The organism is Sphingobacteriales bacterium, assembly GCA_012517435.1.
In the GTDB taxonomy this organism is placed as follows: Bacteria; Bacteroidota; Bacteroidia; order CAILMK01; family JAAYUY01; genus JAAYUY01.
The window spans coordinates 1-17,558 of record JAAYUY010000001.1; the positions used below are offsets into that span (position 1 = coordinate 1).

The window sequence follows — 17,558 nt, forward strand, 5'->3', positions numbered from 1 at the left end:
TTAATAACCTAAGGAAAGCCGAGGCTGACTGAGACGCAATTGACAGTCTGGTGACACTGGAACATCCTTAATAACCTAAGGAAAGCCGAGGCTGACTGAGACATTTTTCTGGACAGAACTTGTCTGTCCTTTTTTTCTTAATAACATAAGGAAAGCCGAGGCTGACTGAGACAATTCATTTAATTTTATGCCGTGTTCCTCTATTTTGACTTAATAACCTAAGGAAAGCCGAGGCTGACTGAGACTTAAATGGGCTAAATATGACATACATTAGCCCTGCTTTCTTAATAACCTATGGAAAGCCGAGGCTGACTGAGACCTTTAGCAGTGTTTGTAGCCGTAGCTACGATAGTAGCAACTTAATAACCTATGGAAAGCCGAGGCTGACTGAGACACATTGCAATCACCAGATACAGGCACGTTGTACGATTCTTAATAACCTATGGAAAGCCGAGGCTGACTGAGACACTCCATCTTGGTGATGTGTAATTGTCCCAATCGTGCTTAATAACCTATGGAAAGCCGAGGCTGACTGAGACTTATCATTGTTACAGTCTATTTTGATGATTTTTTCCCTTAATAACCTATGGAAAGCCGAGGCTGACTGAGACAGAACAGTCCACCAGTCGGACTCATGTTCATCCTTAATAACCTATGGAAAGCCGAGGCTGACTGAGACTTTTTTTATTAAGACTATTTCTTCTAGATTTTTCGCTTAATAACCTATGGAAAGCCGAGGCTGACTGAGACGCTATTGGCACATCGTACTTTTTCCCGTTTATTGAGACTTAATAACCTATGGAAAGCCGAGGCTGACTGAGACCTCCCCTCGGATTTGGGCCACCTAAGTCTTTATCTTAATAACCTAAGGAAAGCCGAGGCTGACTGAGACATTGTAATGTCCCCAATAGAAATTGGGGAAGAGACGCTTAATAACCTATGGAAAGCCGAGGCTGACTGAGACGTTACCGCAAGACCATTTACACCAGAGAATATTATAGGCTTAATAACCTAAGGAAAGCCGAGGCTGACTGAGACTTGGACCCCATATAATCCCAATACATCTTTCTCCCTTAATAACCTAAGGAAAGCCGAGGCTGACTGAGACTTGGGATTCTTCCTCCCTCAAAATAAAACCAGTTGCTTAATAACCTATGGAAAGCCGAGGCTGACTGAGATGAGATCATCCTTAGCAGGGGATTAAAATCCCCTGCTATTTTTAAAATCCGTGGTAAGCGGGGTTGGCTGATGTACCCTTCCGCCATATATTTTCAGTCTCGTAATGGATATTATTTCGGGATTAATGCGTAGCAGAAGGATATGTTAGTGGAAAATGTTGAATATCAACTCATTGAGCCACCTTTATTGTTATTGATATTCACTCTGTTTTTTAATACCATGTCATTAATCATTTACGCTGAAAGTCAGGATTTTGTTCCTATCACCGTTTTAAATATAGGCATTAAAATTCTTTCAGGGACATCTCAGATAATTCCGGCCATTTTTCAAAAATAATTATCCAATAAGGAAAAATAAGATTCGTTTTCCCGGGTTTGAAGCATATTTTTATTTAAGCATAAAATTATCATCTTGATTTTCAATGCAATCTTATCTTATATGGCAAGTTATCTTATTTTCTCAATGCACTCATAATCAATGAAGTCTGATATAATTTAGGAACAAATTGTTTCCTGAGTTTTTCAGCAATTAACTGGGCTGTTTCTTTTTCACTGAATTGAAACAGAGTCTTCCCGATGGAGTACAAAATATCGACTTCCTCTTTGTTTAATTTTCTGTCGGCAATTGTCAGATCAACACAGAAATCAAACATATTGTACTTTTCTGAGGGATTTATTTCAAGAATGTTTTTAACACTCTCCATAAAAATATCCTCGACCTTTTTCGACCTGATTATTTCCAGCAGAAGTTCTTCAGGATACATACAGAATATAGAGAGTTTACTTAATATATTATTGATTTCCAATTCATTAAGTTCTTCATCAACCTGTCCGAGCAGCAAACCCGCAGAAGCTAAAAAATACTGCCGGTAATAGTCCAGTTCAGAATTGCTCACATAAGTCAGAATTCTGATGAGATTGTCAAATTCCTCATCCAATTTAGCATCATTCAGGATTTCTTTTCCATCAATCACCTGTTGATAAAGATCAGATTGAAAAAACAGGTCAATAGCCTTAATACGTATCGGATTGACAGGATGAGTCAGTAAATTAGCGGAAAAATTTTTTCTGAAATACTCAAGCACCCGATCGTTTTCTTTGAGATATTCCTGAAAATCAATCTTAAGTTTGTTCAAATCCATTCCACTGGCAAGTTTTATAAAACTACTGATACATTTTTCCAGATTGGAAATAGCCATAAATCCAAACCTGTCGGCTGTCAGTTCAGAGAGTTTTTCCCAAAGTTTGATTTTGTGAAAGAGCAGATAAGGGATGTTATTATTCCCGGGAAAAACAAATTCAATAATTCTTGAAATTTCGGCATTTTTGCTTGCCAGATGACCAATTTCGTGTCCGATTACAAATTTCAGTTCGTCATCATCCATTTTTTCGACAAGTCCTGAATTAATATTGATAATATGCACATCATCTTCATCTAATCTGCTCAGGGCATAGGCATTATTATCCGGATTATTTGAAACATACAATTCTGTTGGTTCATCAAAAAACAGATTCTCTTTAACTTCTGTAAACATATACCAGAGACGGGGCATCATCTTTTCGGTAACTTTAAAACTATGACCTTCCAGTCGGGTTTTTACCCTGTTTCATTTTTCTCGACTTGTGATTTTTTCAAAATTTCCTCAATTAATTCACCCTCAAGAATGTCATAAATTTCCAGTCCAAGTTTTTCCTCTAATGGAATTCGTAATACTTTTTTTTGATTGTTTTTCATAACTGATAGTTTTATTCATTCATTAAATTTCCAAAAATATCCTTTTTAAAATTGCCGTAAATATTCAATACATTTATCTTTTTTTCCCCGCTCCTCCTATACAAATCCCTGGCGTAGTCAATCATGTGATGGCTTTCAGGAAAGCGCAGGAAGCGTGGGTCAAGGTTATTTTCGCCCAGCCGGATACGGTCGAGGGCATCGGCATCCTTTAGAATGGCAAGTGTCAGAAAATAAGGGTGTTTGCGGGAAGGCTGAAAATATTTGCAATGGTAATGAACGGCAAATGCAATTTCAGGAATATCTTTTTCGGTTGCACCATTCGAAAGGAACAAATCTTTGAAAACAGGCAGTTTTGTTTCGACTGCTTTTTTGCCGTGCCTTGTACAAAATCCATCATGTTTTCTTGCCATGTCGTGGATAAAAGCAGCCATAAAAGCCAGATTTCTTTCCCTGATCAGACTGAGCCTGTTTCCAAGCTCATAAGCCAGTGTCATTACCCTGTAGGTATGTCCTATCCCGTGGAGGCTTCCCGAATGGTCGAAATATTCAGGAAGAAGGATAAAATCAGAAAAGTGAGGTTCATTTTTCATTCAGACAAATGTAACTCTTTTGCAGAAAACCATCATCTTTTCTGATGACGGAAAAGGCTTTTTATGTACCTTTCAATTCCTTTTTAAATGCATTAGAATGAATAAAATCCTGTTTTTCATATCATTTCTCCTGATATTTTTCACAGCTTTTTCCCAACCCAGCGTTAACGACCTTGATTTATTAAGTGCTGCATATAATGGAAATGAAAGCGGAGTGATACAGGCATTGTTACATAAAGCCAATATTGAAGCTGAAACTGAGAAAGGAGTTACCGCCCTTTTGTATGCCTCACAGAGGGGCTTTACTGATATTGTTAAAATACTGATATTCAACGGAGCAGATGTACATCATGCGGCAAAGGACGGCACCACTCCCCTGCTGGCTGCTGCTATGTTTAACCACCTTGACATTGTCACTTATCTGTACGAAAAAGGTGCAAAGCCGGAAGCAGCCAATCAGTGGGGAATCACAGCGTTGCACTATGCTGCAGCCTACGGGTACGACAGCCTTGCTGCTTTTCTTCTGGGGATAGGGTACAATACGGAACTAAAAGATAATGAAGGAAATACTGCTTTAATGATTGCCTCCTATACCGGTAATGACAGCATTGTCGCCCGATTGCTTTCTGCCGGTGCAATGCCTGACAATCGTGACACTTTGGGATTTACAGCTCTTTTGTCGGCAATTCAGAACAAATACAATTCAGTGGCCTCATTTCTTCTTGAAAAGAATGCCAATGTAAATGCTGTGGGTAAAAACGGAGCAAATTCCGTATTACTGGCCGTGTTAAACAATAACGTTGAAATTTTGCCCATCCTTCATCATCATCAGGCCGGACTTATTCCTGCTGAACAATCAGAAAACCCATATCTGACAGCTTTGCGCCAGGGTAATTACCAGATGATCAAGGCTTTAAACAAGGCAGGCTACCGGAATCCTGATAACTGGATGTTTACAGATTATATTTTTTCCATGTCGTTGATATTCAATCAGGATCATCTGATGCTCGATCTTCATGGAGGCATAAAAGAAGCTTTTCATCATCTGGAAGTTTATGCCGGTTTTGAACAAAGGCTTTTCAGACAAAGAATAATAATGGAAGAATCGCCCGGCCTTTCTTATCAGTATTGGGAAAGCAGGAGTTTTGCAGGGCTTGGCCTTTTAAAAGATATTGCCCTGAACGGATGGCAGGAACAGGCAACTTTGGTCAGCATTCGTTCTGGTCTTTATTATACTTTCGGAAATTTGAGAGGAACTTATAAAAAAGCAAAAGATGGCTTTACCCTTCAGGCAGGAGCTGGTTTCAGGCTGCCTGTTGCCGCTTCCACCACTTTCGATTGCTTTGCAGATTACTTCTTTTTCTGTCCTGCCGACTTATTTCCTCTTCATTTTACTTTCGGCTTTACTTCATTTTATCCGTTGAAAAAGTTTAAAGGTAAGGCTGACATTGAAAATTACAATAAAACAATAAGATGGCTCTATTAAGATACATCCTGCTTGTTTTAATTATTTCGGCATTTTCGGCCTGTCATACCATTTCTGTGGACGATTGCAGCACTTATGATTTTTCGGATTGTCAGACCCGGAAACCCGATTCCGCCCTTGTCTCCGTTACATTCTCAAGTTCAAAAATGACTCCTGAAATCTATATTGAACTATTTCGGGGAAAAACAGACCATGGCGAAAAGATTGATTCCGGCTACTTTTCAGAAGGTTTTACAGAATTCTTGCTGCCGGTCGATCAGGAGTACTCAGCCAAAGCCTATTATTTTAAAGGAAAGGATACAATCATCACCATTGATGGTTGTTATTTAAACAGAGATTATGTAAAAGTTTGTGATTCAGTATGTTGGGAAGTCAATAATCCCGTATTAAAACTAAAGCTGAAGTAATCACTTCTTTTTGCCGCTATCCTTTCCCGGATCAACATCTGAGGGCAGCCCAAGAATGTCGGCTATATTTTTCCATGCCAGCCTTCTTGCATTTTCATAGGATTCCACATATTTGCTTTCACCTGTTTCAACATACTTTTTGAATTCACCCGCCTCGTTTTTAAGCTGGAAATAGGCATTGATCTGGAGCTTGACAAATAAAACATCATTCCCTGTAACCAGTTTATTATCAATAAGTTTCTGCAGCTCACCAGGCATCAGGCTGATATAATCGATATACTCATTCAATAATTTCAGTGCAAAGTTTTGAGTATATGCTTTATACATATATGCATCAGCAAGAGAACCAAGATGGACAAAAGAAGTATAGAGATCGTGCCCGCTGACATTGGCAAGCACCTGAAGACAAATTGTTTCCGGTTCCTGTGTGTTTTGACCAAATCCTGATTTTGTCCCCAAAAAAGGGAATAGCAGTAGTAAAAAGTATATCTTTTTCATTTTCAATAATTTAATCTTTAATAACTGAAATTTTACCATCCAGACCAAACTGTATTTTTGTTCCTTTGACGTATTTTTCCTTACCAAAAGTTGTATTTTCAGAAAGAGTACAGCTTTTAAGTTTTCCATTGGGATAAAAACATACAGGCGACAACATGCCGGCTTCACAGGGTACATTGCTGATGATGTCATTTTCTGCAAGAATGCAACATGATATTTGTCCGTTTGGATAAAATTGAGTAGGTATTTTCACCAGTCCACCCTTAACCTTTATTCCATAGATTTTAACATCTTCCGAAAACCAGCATTCTTTTAACACTCCGGCTGTATCAAGAAACACTGTCGATCCTCCGGGAATCTTAACTTCTCCGATGACGATATTCGTTACCGGTTGAAATTGTCTGATTCTGCTGTTCTCGTATAGCTTGAGCCAGTCTTTGCATAAAATACCGTTTATTACAACTGATTTATCAAAACGGCATTGCCGGAATTTCCCATTGGGAAAAGAATCATAAGTATCAGGATTACAATATACAAGAAGGTTTGAAAGAGAAGCTGAATCCAATGGTAAATTGATCTGGGCAAACAGGATTTTTGAGGCAAAAAATAATATCAGAAAAAAATATACTTTCATCAGGTGTTTTTAGGACAAGAATTAATCCAATATTAAACCAAAATAGCTATCTTGGCTATCTTAAAATGAAGTCAAATGGGTGAAAGCAGAGAAGAATTTAAGGTAAGCGGGAAAGATCTGATTGAAAAAATCAGGGAGCTGATTAAAGAAGGCAATGTCAGAAGAATTATTGTCAGAAATGAAAACGGGAAAAAAATTACTGAAATTCCACTGACATTCGGGGTTTTGGGTGCAATAGTTTTACCTGCTTTGGCTGCATTGGGAGCGGTGGTCGTACTGGCAGCCAATTATACCATAGAGGTGATAAAAGAAAATTAGTCAGGGTAAAGGGTTCCCGTTTTCGTCAAATTTCAGAATCACCTCGTTCCCATGTCCGTCATCGGTATAAATCAGCCAATTTCTGATTTTTATCTTCTTTTTAGGGCCTTGTTTTTCTTCAAATTTCACGATAAAAATCTCATTATTCACATAGCCCGACTGATTGAAACTTTTCCTGACAGCTTCTGGAAGACGATCATAATCAGTGATTTCTGATGTCCCGATCCAGTTTCCGCCCCGCCCGATCATCACCTCAAACCACTGATTTTCGGTAAAATAAGTGATAGTGAAAGTATCTCCGCTGACCATCCAGTCATCAGTATTACCCTGAGGATACATTTTGGTAAAAGTAGAAAGAACCTTTTTGGGTAAAACAGTATCGGCAGGTAAACCGGTCTGTGAATAAGCACAAAAACTTATCAATACTGTTATCAGCAAAAGCAAAGGTCTGCGCAGTTCAGTTTTAAGCTTAAAATATAGTGTATTACGATATTTTTTCATGCTGTAAAAATACATCATCCGTTTCAAATGAATAATCATTGTGTATTTTTACAAGCTGTTTTTTTGTTTCAATTTATCAAAAAACAAGGGATGTTTCACGGATATTCGGCCTATCAACCTACATTTATTTTCATCCGGCTGCTCATCATGATACTTGCCGCTGTTGCAGTTGATCTTTACGTATTACGTACTTTTAAACAAATGTCGTCAGGATTCAGGCTTGCATTGATTAAAAAAGGTATTCCCCGACTGCATTTAGTTGTTTCCGCCATTTTCATTTTAATTGTGCTTATTTTTCTTCCTTTCATTCCAGGATTATGCAGAAAACCAAATACTTATCATTTCTTATTCTTCATTAACACCCTTTTTATCTTGTTTTATGTCCCTAAAATTTTTATTGCGGCTTCTCAGGTTTTTCACGATTTTCTATCCTTAATATTATGGTTTTCAAAAAGATACAGCAAAAGAAAATTAATTTCCTCCTATCATCAACATAAGTTTTTCCTGAAAACAGGAATTCTGCTTGCATTAATCATATTTTTTCTGATCATGAGCGGAATGTTTATTTTCAGATATCAGTATAAAACCGAAAAGTATATTGTTGAAAATGAACAAATTCCGGAAACTTTCGATGGTTTTAAAATCATACAGCTCAGTGATCTTCATTTAGGTAATTTCAGGAATTATGCCGTGATGAAGAAAATTACACAAACTATCAACCGCCTGAATCCTGATCTTATTGTATTTACGGGAGACATGACCACCTTTCACCCGGATGAAATGAAAGACTATCTGGAGTTTTTAAGTGAACTGGAGGCAAAAAATGGCAAGTTTTCTGTGTTAGGTAACCACGACTATGGTGATTATCTCACTTGTTACGATTCAACCGGCCGGCAGCAATTAATTCAAAAACTCATTCATTATCAAAAAAATGCAGGTATTCAGCCACTGCTCAATCAACATGTTTTCATTCATTGCGATTCCGATTCCATTCTGCTTGCGGGGATAGAAAACTGGGGACCAGCTCCCTACAAAGTTTATGGAAATATTGAAAAAACACTTGGAGAGCACGCTGATTTTCCACTAATCATTCTTTTATCTCACGATCCCCGTCATTGGCAATATCAGTTAAAAGATAGTTTCAATATTTTCCTGACACTGTCGGGCCATACTCATGGCGGACAGTTTGGCATTTATACCCATTTGGTCAAATGGAGTCCTGTCGAAAAGATTTCCAGATACTGGGGAGGATTGTATTTTGAGAATGACAAACAATTGATTGTCAATAAGGGACTTGGGGTCATTGGCTTTCTGGGGCGAATTGGTATAAGACCCGAAATAAGTCTGATTATCTTAAAATCAGGGAAAAACAAAATTAAACCTCAGCCATTCAATTAATTTCCCATCTGCTCTTTCAGCTTTTCCCTGTCAGCAATACGTTTTTCAAGAATGTGTATGTATTGCGAAGCCATTTTAATATCATAATCATAATAGGCTTTTTTCATCCAGAGCAGGGCAGTATCAAAATCTCCCTTCATTTCATAAGCTACCCCTAAATTGAAGCAGGCACGTCCACCAATTTTTTTATCAGGAACATTGGAAAGTTTATACCAGATTTCAATAGCAAGGTCCCAGTCGTTGTGCTGAACATATTTCTGAGCCTGTTTGAATTCTTCAGCTTTCCGGATGTAATATTCCCGTGATTCATAACGCCAGTTGGGTGAAATTCTCACCCCAAAGCGATAACCGGCATAGATGGCCGACTGATTGATAGCATCTCTTTTTTTGGGAAGATTGGCAATTGCCTGATCAGGATTATCGCCTTTTGCATTAAAATTTTTATAGTCCATAAAGGCCTTCTGATCGATGATTTGTTTATTCACATTGTCATAAATCCGCCAGCCTGCATTGACGTTCACCCGCATATCAGCATAATGTTCAACAACCGTAACATCTTTATTATCAATTTTTTTGGTAACATTACGAGTTGACCGGTCTATATTGAAGTCGGAGTCAAAGGTCTCAAGGGCAATAAGTGCATCAGCCTGAACACTTTTACAAATGCCATCCACGATGTTCCAGTCGATAGGTGAAGGAAAATCTCTGGTACCTGTTCCACGAATGTCCATATTTGAAATAAGCACTGCTTTAAATCGCGGTCCTGCATTTAATTGGTTGACAAGCCCCATCAGGCAGTTTTCACTCCCTTCCCTGTCGCCAAAAATCCGCTCCCCTGTAATGATTCCTTCAATAATATTCCATTTCTCATTTTCCTTGGTCGGCAGGCTATGGTTGATCACCGCCACTGTTTTGATGTGCTGAGGGATGGTAATTTCGGCTGGTATCAGTACATTAACACCAATTGAAGAAGTGGCACAACTAAATAAAAATGAAGCAGTTACAATTGCAGTTATGCTGACTGCTATCATCTGAATGATGTTTTTTTTCATGAATGATAAATGTTTTGAAGGTCATTGTTAAGTTTCTCAATAAAAGCCCTTTCATTTTCAATGATTCCCTGATGTGCTTCAGCTACTTTTTCAACAGCTGATATAGTCAGTTTGATCAGAGTTTCAGGGATATGATGTTTATGATTTTCAACAAAAGCGATAAATGACTGATATGCTTTATCGGCTTTAATATTCCTGTCGCTGATGGTATCAAATGAAAACTCAGAATAAAAAGCCAGATTGGTCCCAAATTCATCCGTTCTTTTGCAGATTTCTATCAGGTTGTCGCGAACAATCTCGTTCACTTTTTTCCGCTCTTCAAATTGCACAATTCCATCAGTTTTGGCTATGGCATATAATAGTTTGCCCAATTCAATAAAATAGTTTTGAATATCAAATTCCATAATTTTAAGGTTTTGTTTTTCTTACAAACTTAAACCAAATTCCGGTACGAAAAGATAATTTACAATCTTATTGCCAAAAGGCTTGCATATAAAATTATTCTTTATTTTTGCCCCCGTCTGAATAAATTACAATGAATAATAAAACACAGCAGAAAACCAAAATTCTAATTACTTTAAGCCATGTTTGTCAATAAAATCGAAGCCTACCTGAATAAAAAATGTGAAGAATTTACCCGTGAAGACCTGGTGAAATTCATTATCGACAATGATATTCATTTACTGAATTTCAGATATGTCGGAGGTGATGGCCGCCTGAAAGCACTAAGTTTTGTAATTACTTCTGCCGAACAGGTCAATCAGTTACTGAGCAGTGGCGAAAGGGTCGATGGTTCCAGTCTTTTTTCCTACATCGAAGCCTCTTCCAGCGACCTTTATGTGGTTCCTCAATATAAAACTGCTTTTGTGAATCCTTTTGAAGAAGTGCCTACATTAGATATTTTATGTCAGTATTTTGATAATAATGGCAACCCTCTGGCAAGTGCTCCTTTTTACATGATGCAAAAAGCCCATCAGATTTTGCAGAAAAAAACAGGGATGACTCTTGAAGCCATGGGGGAAATTGAGTTTTACGTCAAGGCTAAAAAAAATGATGAATATCCGGCAAGCGACCAGAAAGGATATCATGAATCAGCTCCATTTATCAAACACGATTTCATTTTAAAAGAAGCTATCCGTTACATTGCAGAATGTGGAGGGAAAATCAAATACGCCCATTCGGAAGTTGGTAATTTTAAAAATGGCGATTATGATTATGAGCAGTACGAAATTGAACTAATTCCCACTTATCTTGAAGATGCTGCCAATACCATCATTCTCACAAAATGGATTTTAAGAATGCTGGGTTATAAATATGGCGTTACCATCAGCTTTGCACCAAAAATAACCGTTGGAAAAGCAGGTAGCGGCATGCATATCCACCTCAGGTTGATGAAAAACGGGAAAAATATGCTTATTAATAAGAAAGGGCTTAGCACTACAGCCAGAAAAATGATAGCTGGTATTTTGAGCCTATCCCCTGCCCTGACCGCATTCGGAAACACTATTCCTACCTCTTACCTGAGGCTGGTGCCACACCAGGAAGCCCCGACCACTATCTGCTGGGGCGATCGAAACCGCTCCGTTTTAATCCGTGTACCACTCGGATGGCTTGGAAAAGCTAATCAGATGATTACCAAAGTTAATCCGCTGGATAAACCCGGTGTTGAAAACCTTTCGGAAAAACAAACCATTGAATTCAGATGTCCTGATGGCTCGGCAAATGTCTATCTGCTTTTTGCCGGCATTGCCGTGGCGACTTTACATGGGCTTGAAATGAAAAATGCACTTGAAGTTGCTGAAGATCTTTATGTTAATGTTAATATACATAAAGAAGAAAACAAAGACAAATGTAAACAGTTGAACCATCTGCCGGCCTCCTGTGTCGAATCAGCGGACGCTTTAATGAAACTTTCTTCACCTTTAACCCGATACGGGGTTTTTACAGAAGGAATCTTAAGTGCCATTTCCAACCAGCTTCGACAGTTTGACGACAAAGGGCTCAGCGAAAAACTTTACGGAAAAAACGATGAAATTGCTGAGCTTGTTGAAAAATATCTGCATATCGGATGAAGCGGTTTATTTTGCTGAAATTTGTCTTATTTTTTTCAATACTGCTTATCTTTTTTCATGCTGATGCTCAGATAATCAAGGTTTTACACTCCGACACTTTGATATATTCCGGTTCTGTTCCTGATTTTGTTGAAAAAATAGTTTCTCATGATTCAGGCTTACTTTGGCTGTATTATGATTATACCGACTGTGCCGATTTTTTTCTTCAGAAAACAAATAAAGACAGCAGTTTTGTGGCTTTTCTCAATAAAAACAATATACGGGTTTACAATTATTTCAGCAGTTTTGATGGTTATACGGATGTACGCTGCGATTTGTGCAAATGTCCGAATGGAAAACGTTTTAATTTCAAAATCTCAATAATGGATTACCAAAGACTGATAAATCTGTTTTCAGGCACCATGAATCAACAGAAATTTATCAGATATTGATTTTTTCTTTCAGAAAACTCCTGACCGGATAAAAAAGCCTTTCAAAAAGGCTCAGATCTTCTGTAATAATTTCAGCCATGCCTGTCATTTCCTGTTTCAGCGGAAGCTCCTTTTTAAAGGTAGTCTTCAGACCCTGAGGAAAATGTACCTCGGCAATGTAAACACTTTCTTCAGGTACCAGAGAAATATTATCTATTTTTCCCCTGACTATTCCATATTCAGTAAACGGATAACTGTCAAATTTTACGTTGACCGTTTGTCCCTGTTTAACTTTCCCTGCTCCTTTCATGGGTATCACCAGCTTGCCCATCAATTCTTCTTTTCCTTCCGGGACAATATTAAAAACAGCCTTCCCTGATGCCACATTCTGATTCTCATGCCAATAGGTCGTAAATGTTATTGTACCGTCAACCGGTGCTGTCAACACATAATTCATCATCCATTTATCAATTTCGCCTGTAAGGTTCTGATAGGCAGTGATTAATTCTGTAAAATATTGATTCTTATTTTCTTTTCCTGAAATATCGAGGTCAAGTTTTCGTTGCTCAAGTTCTGAAATTCTCAGTCTCAGGTTGTTTATCTGCGATTGAGCTTCTTCAATGGCAATTTGTTTTTCTGTAACGGCAGATTCAAACTTTTCATAGGCTGATTTTGAAATAATACCTTTATCGAACAATATTTTATTTCGTTCTTTCTGACTTTGAGCAAGCCGCAATTCATCCTGAAGCAATGAAATCTTTTTCCCTTGCTGAGTGATTTGACTGTTGTAGTCCATTATCTGAAGATTGAGGGATAATGTCAGTCTTTGCGAATAATTCAACTGATTGAAAGAACGAAAAGAATGATAAGCTTTCAGGAATGCAGAAAAGGGATACTGCAACTCACCGAGTGTCAGATTTTCCTGAAAATCAACAAATTGAACAGAATCCGGATAAAGCACAATATCCTTAATAGAGTCGAGCAAGGTTTTTAGTTTGATGACATCATTAAAATCGGCAGGATTTTCAATAAGAGCCAGATAATCACCTTTTTTTATCCTTTGTTTGTTTTGAACAAAAATTTTCTCCAGCCTGCCATCTTTTTTAGCGATGACTGCTGAAGGCGGGTTTTTAGTAATAATGACCAATCTGGAACGAATGATTTCCGGATAATGAATGACCCAACTTCCTGAAACCAACAAAATTAAAAGTAAAAATACAACCGTGCTTCCCCAACTGGCTGTCCAGCCAGGCATCTTCCCAAGCAATTCCTGCAGGGCATCATTTTCAGTATCTCTTTTTCCGGCCATTCTAACCTAATTCCAATTGATTCTTAACCAGTTCATAATAATAACTTCTTCGTTGCGACAAATCGTAATGAGTACCTATCTCGATAATTTGTCCCCTTTCAAGCACGATAATCTGATCAGCATTTTTAACTGTACTGAGCCGATGTGCGATAATCACCACTGTCTTTCCATTAAAAAATTCATTTAGTTGATTCATGATGATTTTCTCGTTGTTGGCATCGAGAGCATTGGTTGCTTCATCAAAAAACAAATATTCAGGGTCTTTATACACAGCTCTCGCTATCAGTATTCGTTGCTTTTGTCCCTGGCTTAACCCATGACCATCTGCTCCGATTTTTGTATTATAACCCATTGGCAATGAATGAATAAACTCAGTCAGATTGGCAACTTTTATAGCTTTGTTAAATTGTTTTTCATCAATATTTTCATCGCCAAGCACGATATTTTTGAGTATGGTATCCGAAAAAATAAATCCATCCTGCATGACGGCCCCGCATTTATTTCTCCATATTTTCTCATTAATCTGACTGAGATTTAAGTCGCCAATCCGGATGTCTCCCTGAACGGGCTGATAAAAACCAAGCAAGAGCTTCATTAAGGTTGTTTTTCCGCTTCCACTTGAGCCTACGATAGCTGTTACTTTTTGCTGTGGTATGGTCAGGTTGATATTGTTCAGTACTTTTTCAGAATGAGGCCCTTCATATTGAAAAACAAGGTTTTGAATATAAATGGACTTATCATCCGGTAAAATACTCATTTTCTTTGAAATATTTTCCTCTTCATCTTTAATCTGGTGAATTTCTCCCAATCTTTCCAGACTGATTTTTGCATCCTGAGCCTTGTTGAAAAAATTAATCATCTGATCGACAGGGGCATTCATCTGCCCGATAATAAACTGAACAGCCAGCATCATCCCAAGCGACATATTCCCCTGTACCACAGCATATGCAGTAATGAAAGTAATCAGAATATTTTTCACTTCATTAACGATACCTGCTCCTGTCCGTTGGTTCTGAGATAATGATAAACTTTTGACGTTAATATGAAACAGCTTAGCCTGAATATTTTCCCAATCCCACCTTTTGTGCTTTTCAAAGTTATTCAGCTTAATTTCCTGCATTCCACTAATCAACTGAATTAAAGCACTTTGGTTTTCAGACAGTTGAGCAAAACGCTTATTGTCAAGTTGCCTTCTTCTTTTTAAAAATGCAATAACCCACAACAGGTATAAAGTGGTCCCTGCAAAAAACACAAGCAAAATCTTCAGATTGAAAATAGCCAATACAATACTGAAAACCAATAAGTTGACTAAAGAAAAAATCACGACCAGGGTCGAAGTTGTCAAAAAAGATTCAATACGTTCATGATCATAAATCCGCTGGAGAATATCACCTGTCTTTTTCGTGTCGAAAAAGCCTATGGGAAGTTTCATTAATTTGGCCAGAAAATCACTGATAAGAGATACGTTTACTCTCGTACTCAGATGTAACAATATCCACCCTCTGATTAAATCAACCGAAATCTTTCCTGCGAACAGGCAAAGCTGGGCTATCAGGATAAGATAAATAAAACCAAGATTTTGATTGTTGATACCATAATCCACCAGTTGTTGCATCAGAAACGGCAAAAGCAATAAAATGATACTTCCGGCAAATACACCTATCAGTAATTGTATCAGATACTTCTTATAGGAATGAAGATATGTCCATAAAAAACGAAAACCTTTTGGTTTTTCTTTTTCTTCCTCCTCATTGTAAAATTCAGGAGATGCTTCAAGAATCAGGCACAATCCGCTCAATTTCCCCGATTTGTCTTCAACCAGCCAATGACTTTTAAATTCCTCATGGGAAATTTTAATCTTTCCTATGCCCGGGTCAGCTATAAAAACCTTTTTTGATGTAATTTTATAGACAACGACAAAATGCTTCTGATCCCAATGAACAATGCAGGGAAGTTGAATGTGTTTTTTCAGTTGCTCAAAAGAAATTTTAACTCCTTTTGTACGAAATCCGATTGATTCGGCAGCGTCACTGATCCCGAGAAGCGAAACACCCTCCCGGGTGATAAAGCATTTTTCACGAAGCGTCTGCAGGGTGTAATTCTTTCCATAATGTTTTGCTACCATGCGCAAACAGGTAGGACCACAATCCATTGCATCATGTTGTTTGTAAAAAACAAATCTTCCCATTAAAATGATTTAGCAGCAAAACATTCAAAAGTAATTTAGGGAAAATTTCTAAAATTCAGAATTTATACGCATGATTGTGAATAACATAAAAAAAATCCGCCAGACAATCTGGCGGATTAATTGGTCTCTCAAGTTGTTACCAGAAATATTTTATTTCCAGACTTCCTGATTATAAGGGAATTGGAATCCAAATATCTCCCGGATCAGGAACGAAAATGTCCGGTGGTGGTTCTGGCGGAGGCGGTGGTTTGGGTTTGTCATCCATTTCCCCTCCCCTGACTAAACGCATTTCATCGTAAGTCAGTACTTCAAATTCAATTCTTTTCATAACTACCATTTAAAAGTTTAACAAAGACCTTTGTAAGTTTCAGGTTAGACAACCCGCACTGCCATTAACGGCACTGCTAAATACAGATTTTAAGATTAATGTAACGCAATTCCTTTTTTTATTAATTTTATTATTAATGTCGCTAATCTTTTATCGTTAACAAGTTATCGTATCAGAATAAAATGAGATTTATTTTCCCCTATTCCCATCACAAACCACGTAAACGCTTCTTTATCAGGTATTTCTGACAGATATTCCTGAATTTCTTCCATCCTGCAACTGGCATAAACATAAGGCTCTTTAGCCCTGATTTTTTCAATTCCGCCAGCATAGTTCCTTATCCAGCCTAATGCTGCCACATTGCTGACACCTATCGTCCTGCTTAATGCCCTGACACTTTGCCCAAGCAAATACATCACAATCGCAAGACGCTTTATTTTCAATGGTTTTGAACGATTATCAACTGTAAAATGATAACCGCATAGCTTGCATTTGTAGCGCTGACGATTGTTAATAACTCCAGCTTTTACATTTTTTTCGTTACTACATTTCGGACAGATTATCAACATGATAGATTATTTTTATCTGACATAAATATATTTAGTTAGCAAAAGTACGAACTTTTTATGTAATTCTCCGCCCACTTATTCACCATTTTGTAGATAACTATTTACTGAATAACGGTTCAAGTTATTTCTTTTGCACACCATGTTTAATCATAAATTCATCGTGATAATTGCTATCCTGATATTTTTCATGGTTAGCACGCATCAGCTCAATGGCATGGATACTTCCGCTGCCTACCAAAGTTACACTCAGGCTTTGGTCAGTTTGAAAAATAATAAGTTAGAAGAGGCCATAGTTTTTTTTTCAAAAGCAAACAAACTTTATCAGTCAAGCAATTCAGTTCTTTATGGATACTCTGCATTTTATCTTTCAGAGATATACAACCAAAGGGCTCTGTATCAGCAGGCGATTGAGGTATTAAAAAAATTAAACATACAGCAATTTTCAAAAACAACTGCTTCAGCTTTGTTACATGCGGAATACTACAATCGTTTTGCCTCATTACATATAATGACTGGTAATATCACTGAAGCAAAAAAGCTATTGTTGATTGCACACCAACAAATTTCAAAATCTTTAATCAAAAACCCGGCACTTTCCTTTAAGATATTAACCAATCTGGGAACCTGCTTTGAAACCATGAAAGACTATTCATCTTCACTTCAATACTATCATAAGGCTCTCTCACTAAAACCTTATCTGACCAAAAATCTTTTCAGCGTGGTTGTATTGTATCAATATATTGGAAAAATTCACTACTTTACCGGAAATATTGACAGCGCCCGCTTTTACTTTTTCCAAAGTGAAACAAGCAGTCAAAAGATAACCCCTGAAAATCCTGTTCACTTAGCTAGTTTTTATTCAAATCTGGGAGTTTTTTATAAAAA

19 protein-coding genes and 1 CRISPR repeat array are annotated in these 17,558 nt (G+C 37.6%); of the genes, 7 read left to right on the forward strand and 12 right to left on the reverse strand.

From position 1 onward, the window contains the following. Positions 1–1,179: direct repeats of the CRISPR family, unit length 23 nt; unit sequence GGAAAGCCGAGGCTGACTGAGAC. Between the two features lie 451 nt (positions 1,180–1,630). The 3 genes from GX437_00005 to GX437_00015 are packed head-to-tail and all read right to left on the reverse strand — an operon-like array spanning position 1,631 to position 3,503. Continuing rightward, positions 1,631–2,734, reverse strand: coding sequence for a M48 family metallopeptidase (locus tag GX437_00005; protein NLJ06028.1), 1,104 nt, complete (start codon positions 2,732–2,734; stop codon positions 1,631–1,633). Between the two features lie 41 nt (positions 2,735–2,775). Continuing rightward, on the reverse strand, positions 2,776–2,913 hold the full coding sequence (locus GX437_00010) for a hypothetical protein (GenBank protein ID NLJ06029.1): 138 nt from the start codon (positions 2,911–2,913) through the stop codon (positions 2,776–2,778). Positions 2,914–2,924: 11 nt separating this feature from the next. Next, entirely contained in the window at positions 2,925–3,503 is a 579-nt protein-coding gene (locus tag GX437_00015; protein ID NLJ06030.1) for an HD domain-containing protein, read from the reverse strand. A gap of 97 nt (positions 3,504–3,600) precedes the next feature. On the opposite strand from GX437_00015, the gene GX437_00020 reads away from it, so the two are divergent. Both GX437_00020 and GX437_00025 read left to right on the forward strand, forming a co-directional pair. After that, the gene (locus GX437_00020) at positions 3,601–4,989 is read left to right on the forward strand and encodes a hypothetical protein (protein NLJ06031.1); all 1,389 of its coding nucleotides are present in this window, start codon (positions 3,601–3,603) and stop codon (positions 4,987–4,989) included. Then, entirely contained in the window at positions 4,977–5,396 is a 420-nt protein-coding gene (locus GX437_00025) for a hypothetical protein (protein NLJ06032.1), read from the forward strand. The genes GX437_00020 and GX437_00025 overlap by 13 nt, the downstream gene beginning before the upstream one ends. Here GX437_00025 and GX437_00030 read toward each other — a convergent pair whose 3' ends face one another. Both GX437_00030 and GX437_00035 read right to left on the reverse strand, forming a co-directional pair. Next, positions 5,397–5,894 carry a hypothetical protein gene (locus GX437_00030; protein ID NLJ06033.1) on the reverse strand — a complete coding sequence of 166 codons (498 nt, stop codon included), beginning with the start codon at positions 5,892–5,894 and terminating at the stop codon, positions 5,397–5,399. A gap of 10 nt (positions 5,895–5,904) precedes the next feature. Next, on the reverse strand, positions 5,905–6,528 hold the full coding sequence (locus tag GX437_00035; protein NLJ06034.1) for a hypothetical protein: 624 nt from the start codon (positions 6,526–6,528) through the stop codon (positions 5,905–5,907). Between the two features lie 75 nt (positions 6,529–6,603). Between GX437_00035 and GX437_00040 the strand changes: the two genes are divergently transcribed. Then, positions 6,604–6,846, forward strand: coding sequence for a DUF4342 domain-containing protein (locus tag GX437_00040; protein NLJ06035.1), 243 nt, complete (start codon positions 6,604–6,606; stop codon positions 6,844–6,846). Here GX437_00040 and GX437_00045 read toward each other — a convergent pair whose 3' ends face one another. After that, complete coding sequence (locus tag GX437_00045; protein ID NLJ06036.1) at positions 6,847–7,386, reverse strand: hypothetical protein; 540 nt, start codon at positions 7,384–7,386, stop codon at positions 6,847–6,849. It lies immediately after the preceding gene. Between the two features lie 51 nt (positions 7,387–7,437). Between GX437_00045 and GX437_00050 the strand changes: the two genes are divergently transcribed. Next, complete coding sequence (locus GX437_00050) at positions 7,438–8,745, forward strand: hypothetical protein (protein ID NLJ06037.1); 1,308 nt, start codon at positions 7,438–7,440, stop codon at positions 8,743–8,745. On the opposite strand, the gene GX437_00055 is transcribed toward GX437_00050, so the two are convergent. Both GX437_00055 and GX437_00060 read right to left on the reverse strand, forming a co-directional pair. After that, positions 8,742–9,797 (reverse strand): tetratricopeptide repeat protein, encoded by a 1,056-nt coding sequence (locus GX437_00055; protein NLJ06038.1) that lies wholly within the window; start codon positions 9,795–9,797, stop codon positions 8,742–8,744. The genes GX437_00050 and GX437_00055 overlap by 4 nt on opposite strands. After that, on the reverse strand, positions 9,794–10,201 hold the full coding sequence (locus GX437_00060; GenBank protein ID NLJ06039.1) for a hypothetical protein: 408 nt from the start codon (positions 10,199–10,201) through the stop codon (positions 9,794–9,796). The genes GX437_00055 and GX437_00060 overlap by 4 nt, the downstream gene beginning before the upstream one ends. Positions 10,202–10,381: 180 nt before the next feature. On the opposite strand from GX437_00060, the gene GX437_00065 reads away from it, so the two are divergent. Together GX437_00065 and GX437_00070 are read left to right on the forward strand one after the other, a co-directional pair. Next, positions 10,382–11,869 carry a glutamine synthetase gene (locus GX437_00065; protein NLJ06040.1) on the forward strand — a complete coding sequence of 496 codons (1,488 nt, stop codon included), beginning with the start codon at positions 10,382–10,384 and terminating at the stop codon, positions 11,867–11,869. Then, positions 11,866–12,300 (forward strand): hypothetical protein, encoded by a 435-nt coding sequence (locus GX437_00070; protein ID NLJ06041.1) that lies wholly within the window; start codon positions 11,866–11,868, stop codon positions 12,298–12,300. Before GX437_00065 ends, GX437_00070 begins: the two co-directional genes overlap by 4 nt. Here GX437_00070 and GX437_00075 read toward each other — a convergent pair. The 4 genes from GX437_00075 to GX437_00090 all read right to left on the reverse strand — a co-directional run bounded on the left by GX437_00075 (position 12,290) and on the right by GX437_00090 (position 16,673). Next, positions 12,290–13,588 (reverse strand): HlyD family efflux transporter periplasmic adaptor subunit, encoded by a 1,299-nt coding sequence (locus GX437_00075; GenBank protein ID NLJ06042.1) that lies wholly within the window; start codon positions 13,586–13,588, stop codon positions 12,290–12,292. The genes GX437_00070 and GX437_00075 overlap by 11 nt on opposite strands. Before the next feature lies 1 nt (position 13,589). After that, positions 13,590–15,776 (reverse strand): peptidase domain-containing ABC transporter, encoded by a 2,187-nt coding sequence (locus GX437_00080; GenBank protein NLJ06043.1) that lies wholly within the window; start codon positions 15,774–15,776, stop codon positions 13,590–13,592. A gap of 169 nt (positions 15,777–15,945) precedes the next feature. After that, positions 15,946–16,104, reverse strand: coding sequence for a hypothetical protein (locus tag GX437_00085; GenBank protein ID NLJ06044.1), 159 nt, complete (start codon positions 16,102–16,104; stop codon positions 15,946–15,948). 164 nt (positions 16,105–16,268) lie between these two features. Continuing rightward, positions 16,269–16,673 (reverse strand): IS1 family transposase, encoded by a 405-nt coding sequence (locus tag GX437_00090; protein ID NLJ06045.1) that lies wholly within the window; start codon positions 16,671–16,673, stop codon positions 16,269–16,271. 160 nt (positions 16,674–16,833) lie between these two features. Here GX437_00090 and GX437_00095 point away from each other — a divergent pair. After that, positions 16,834–17,558: hypothetical protein (locus tag GX437_00095; protein NLJ06046.1), on the forward strand; the 725-nt coding region annotated here is incomplete at its 3' end.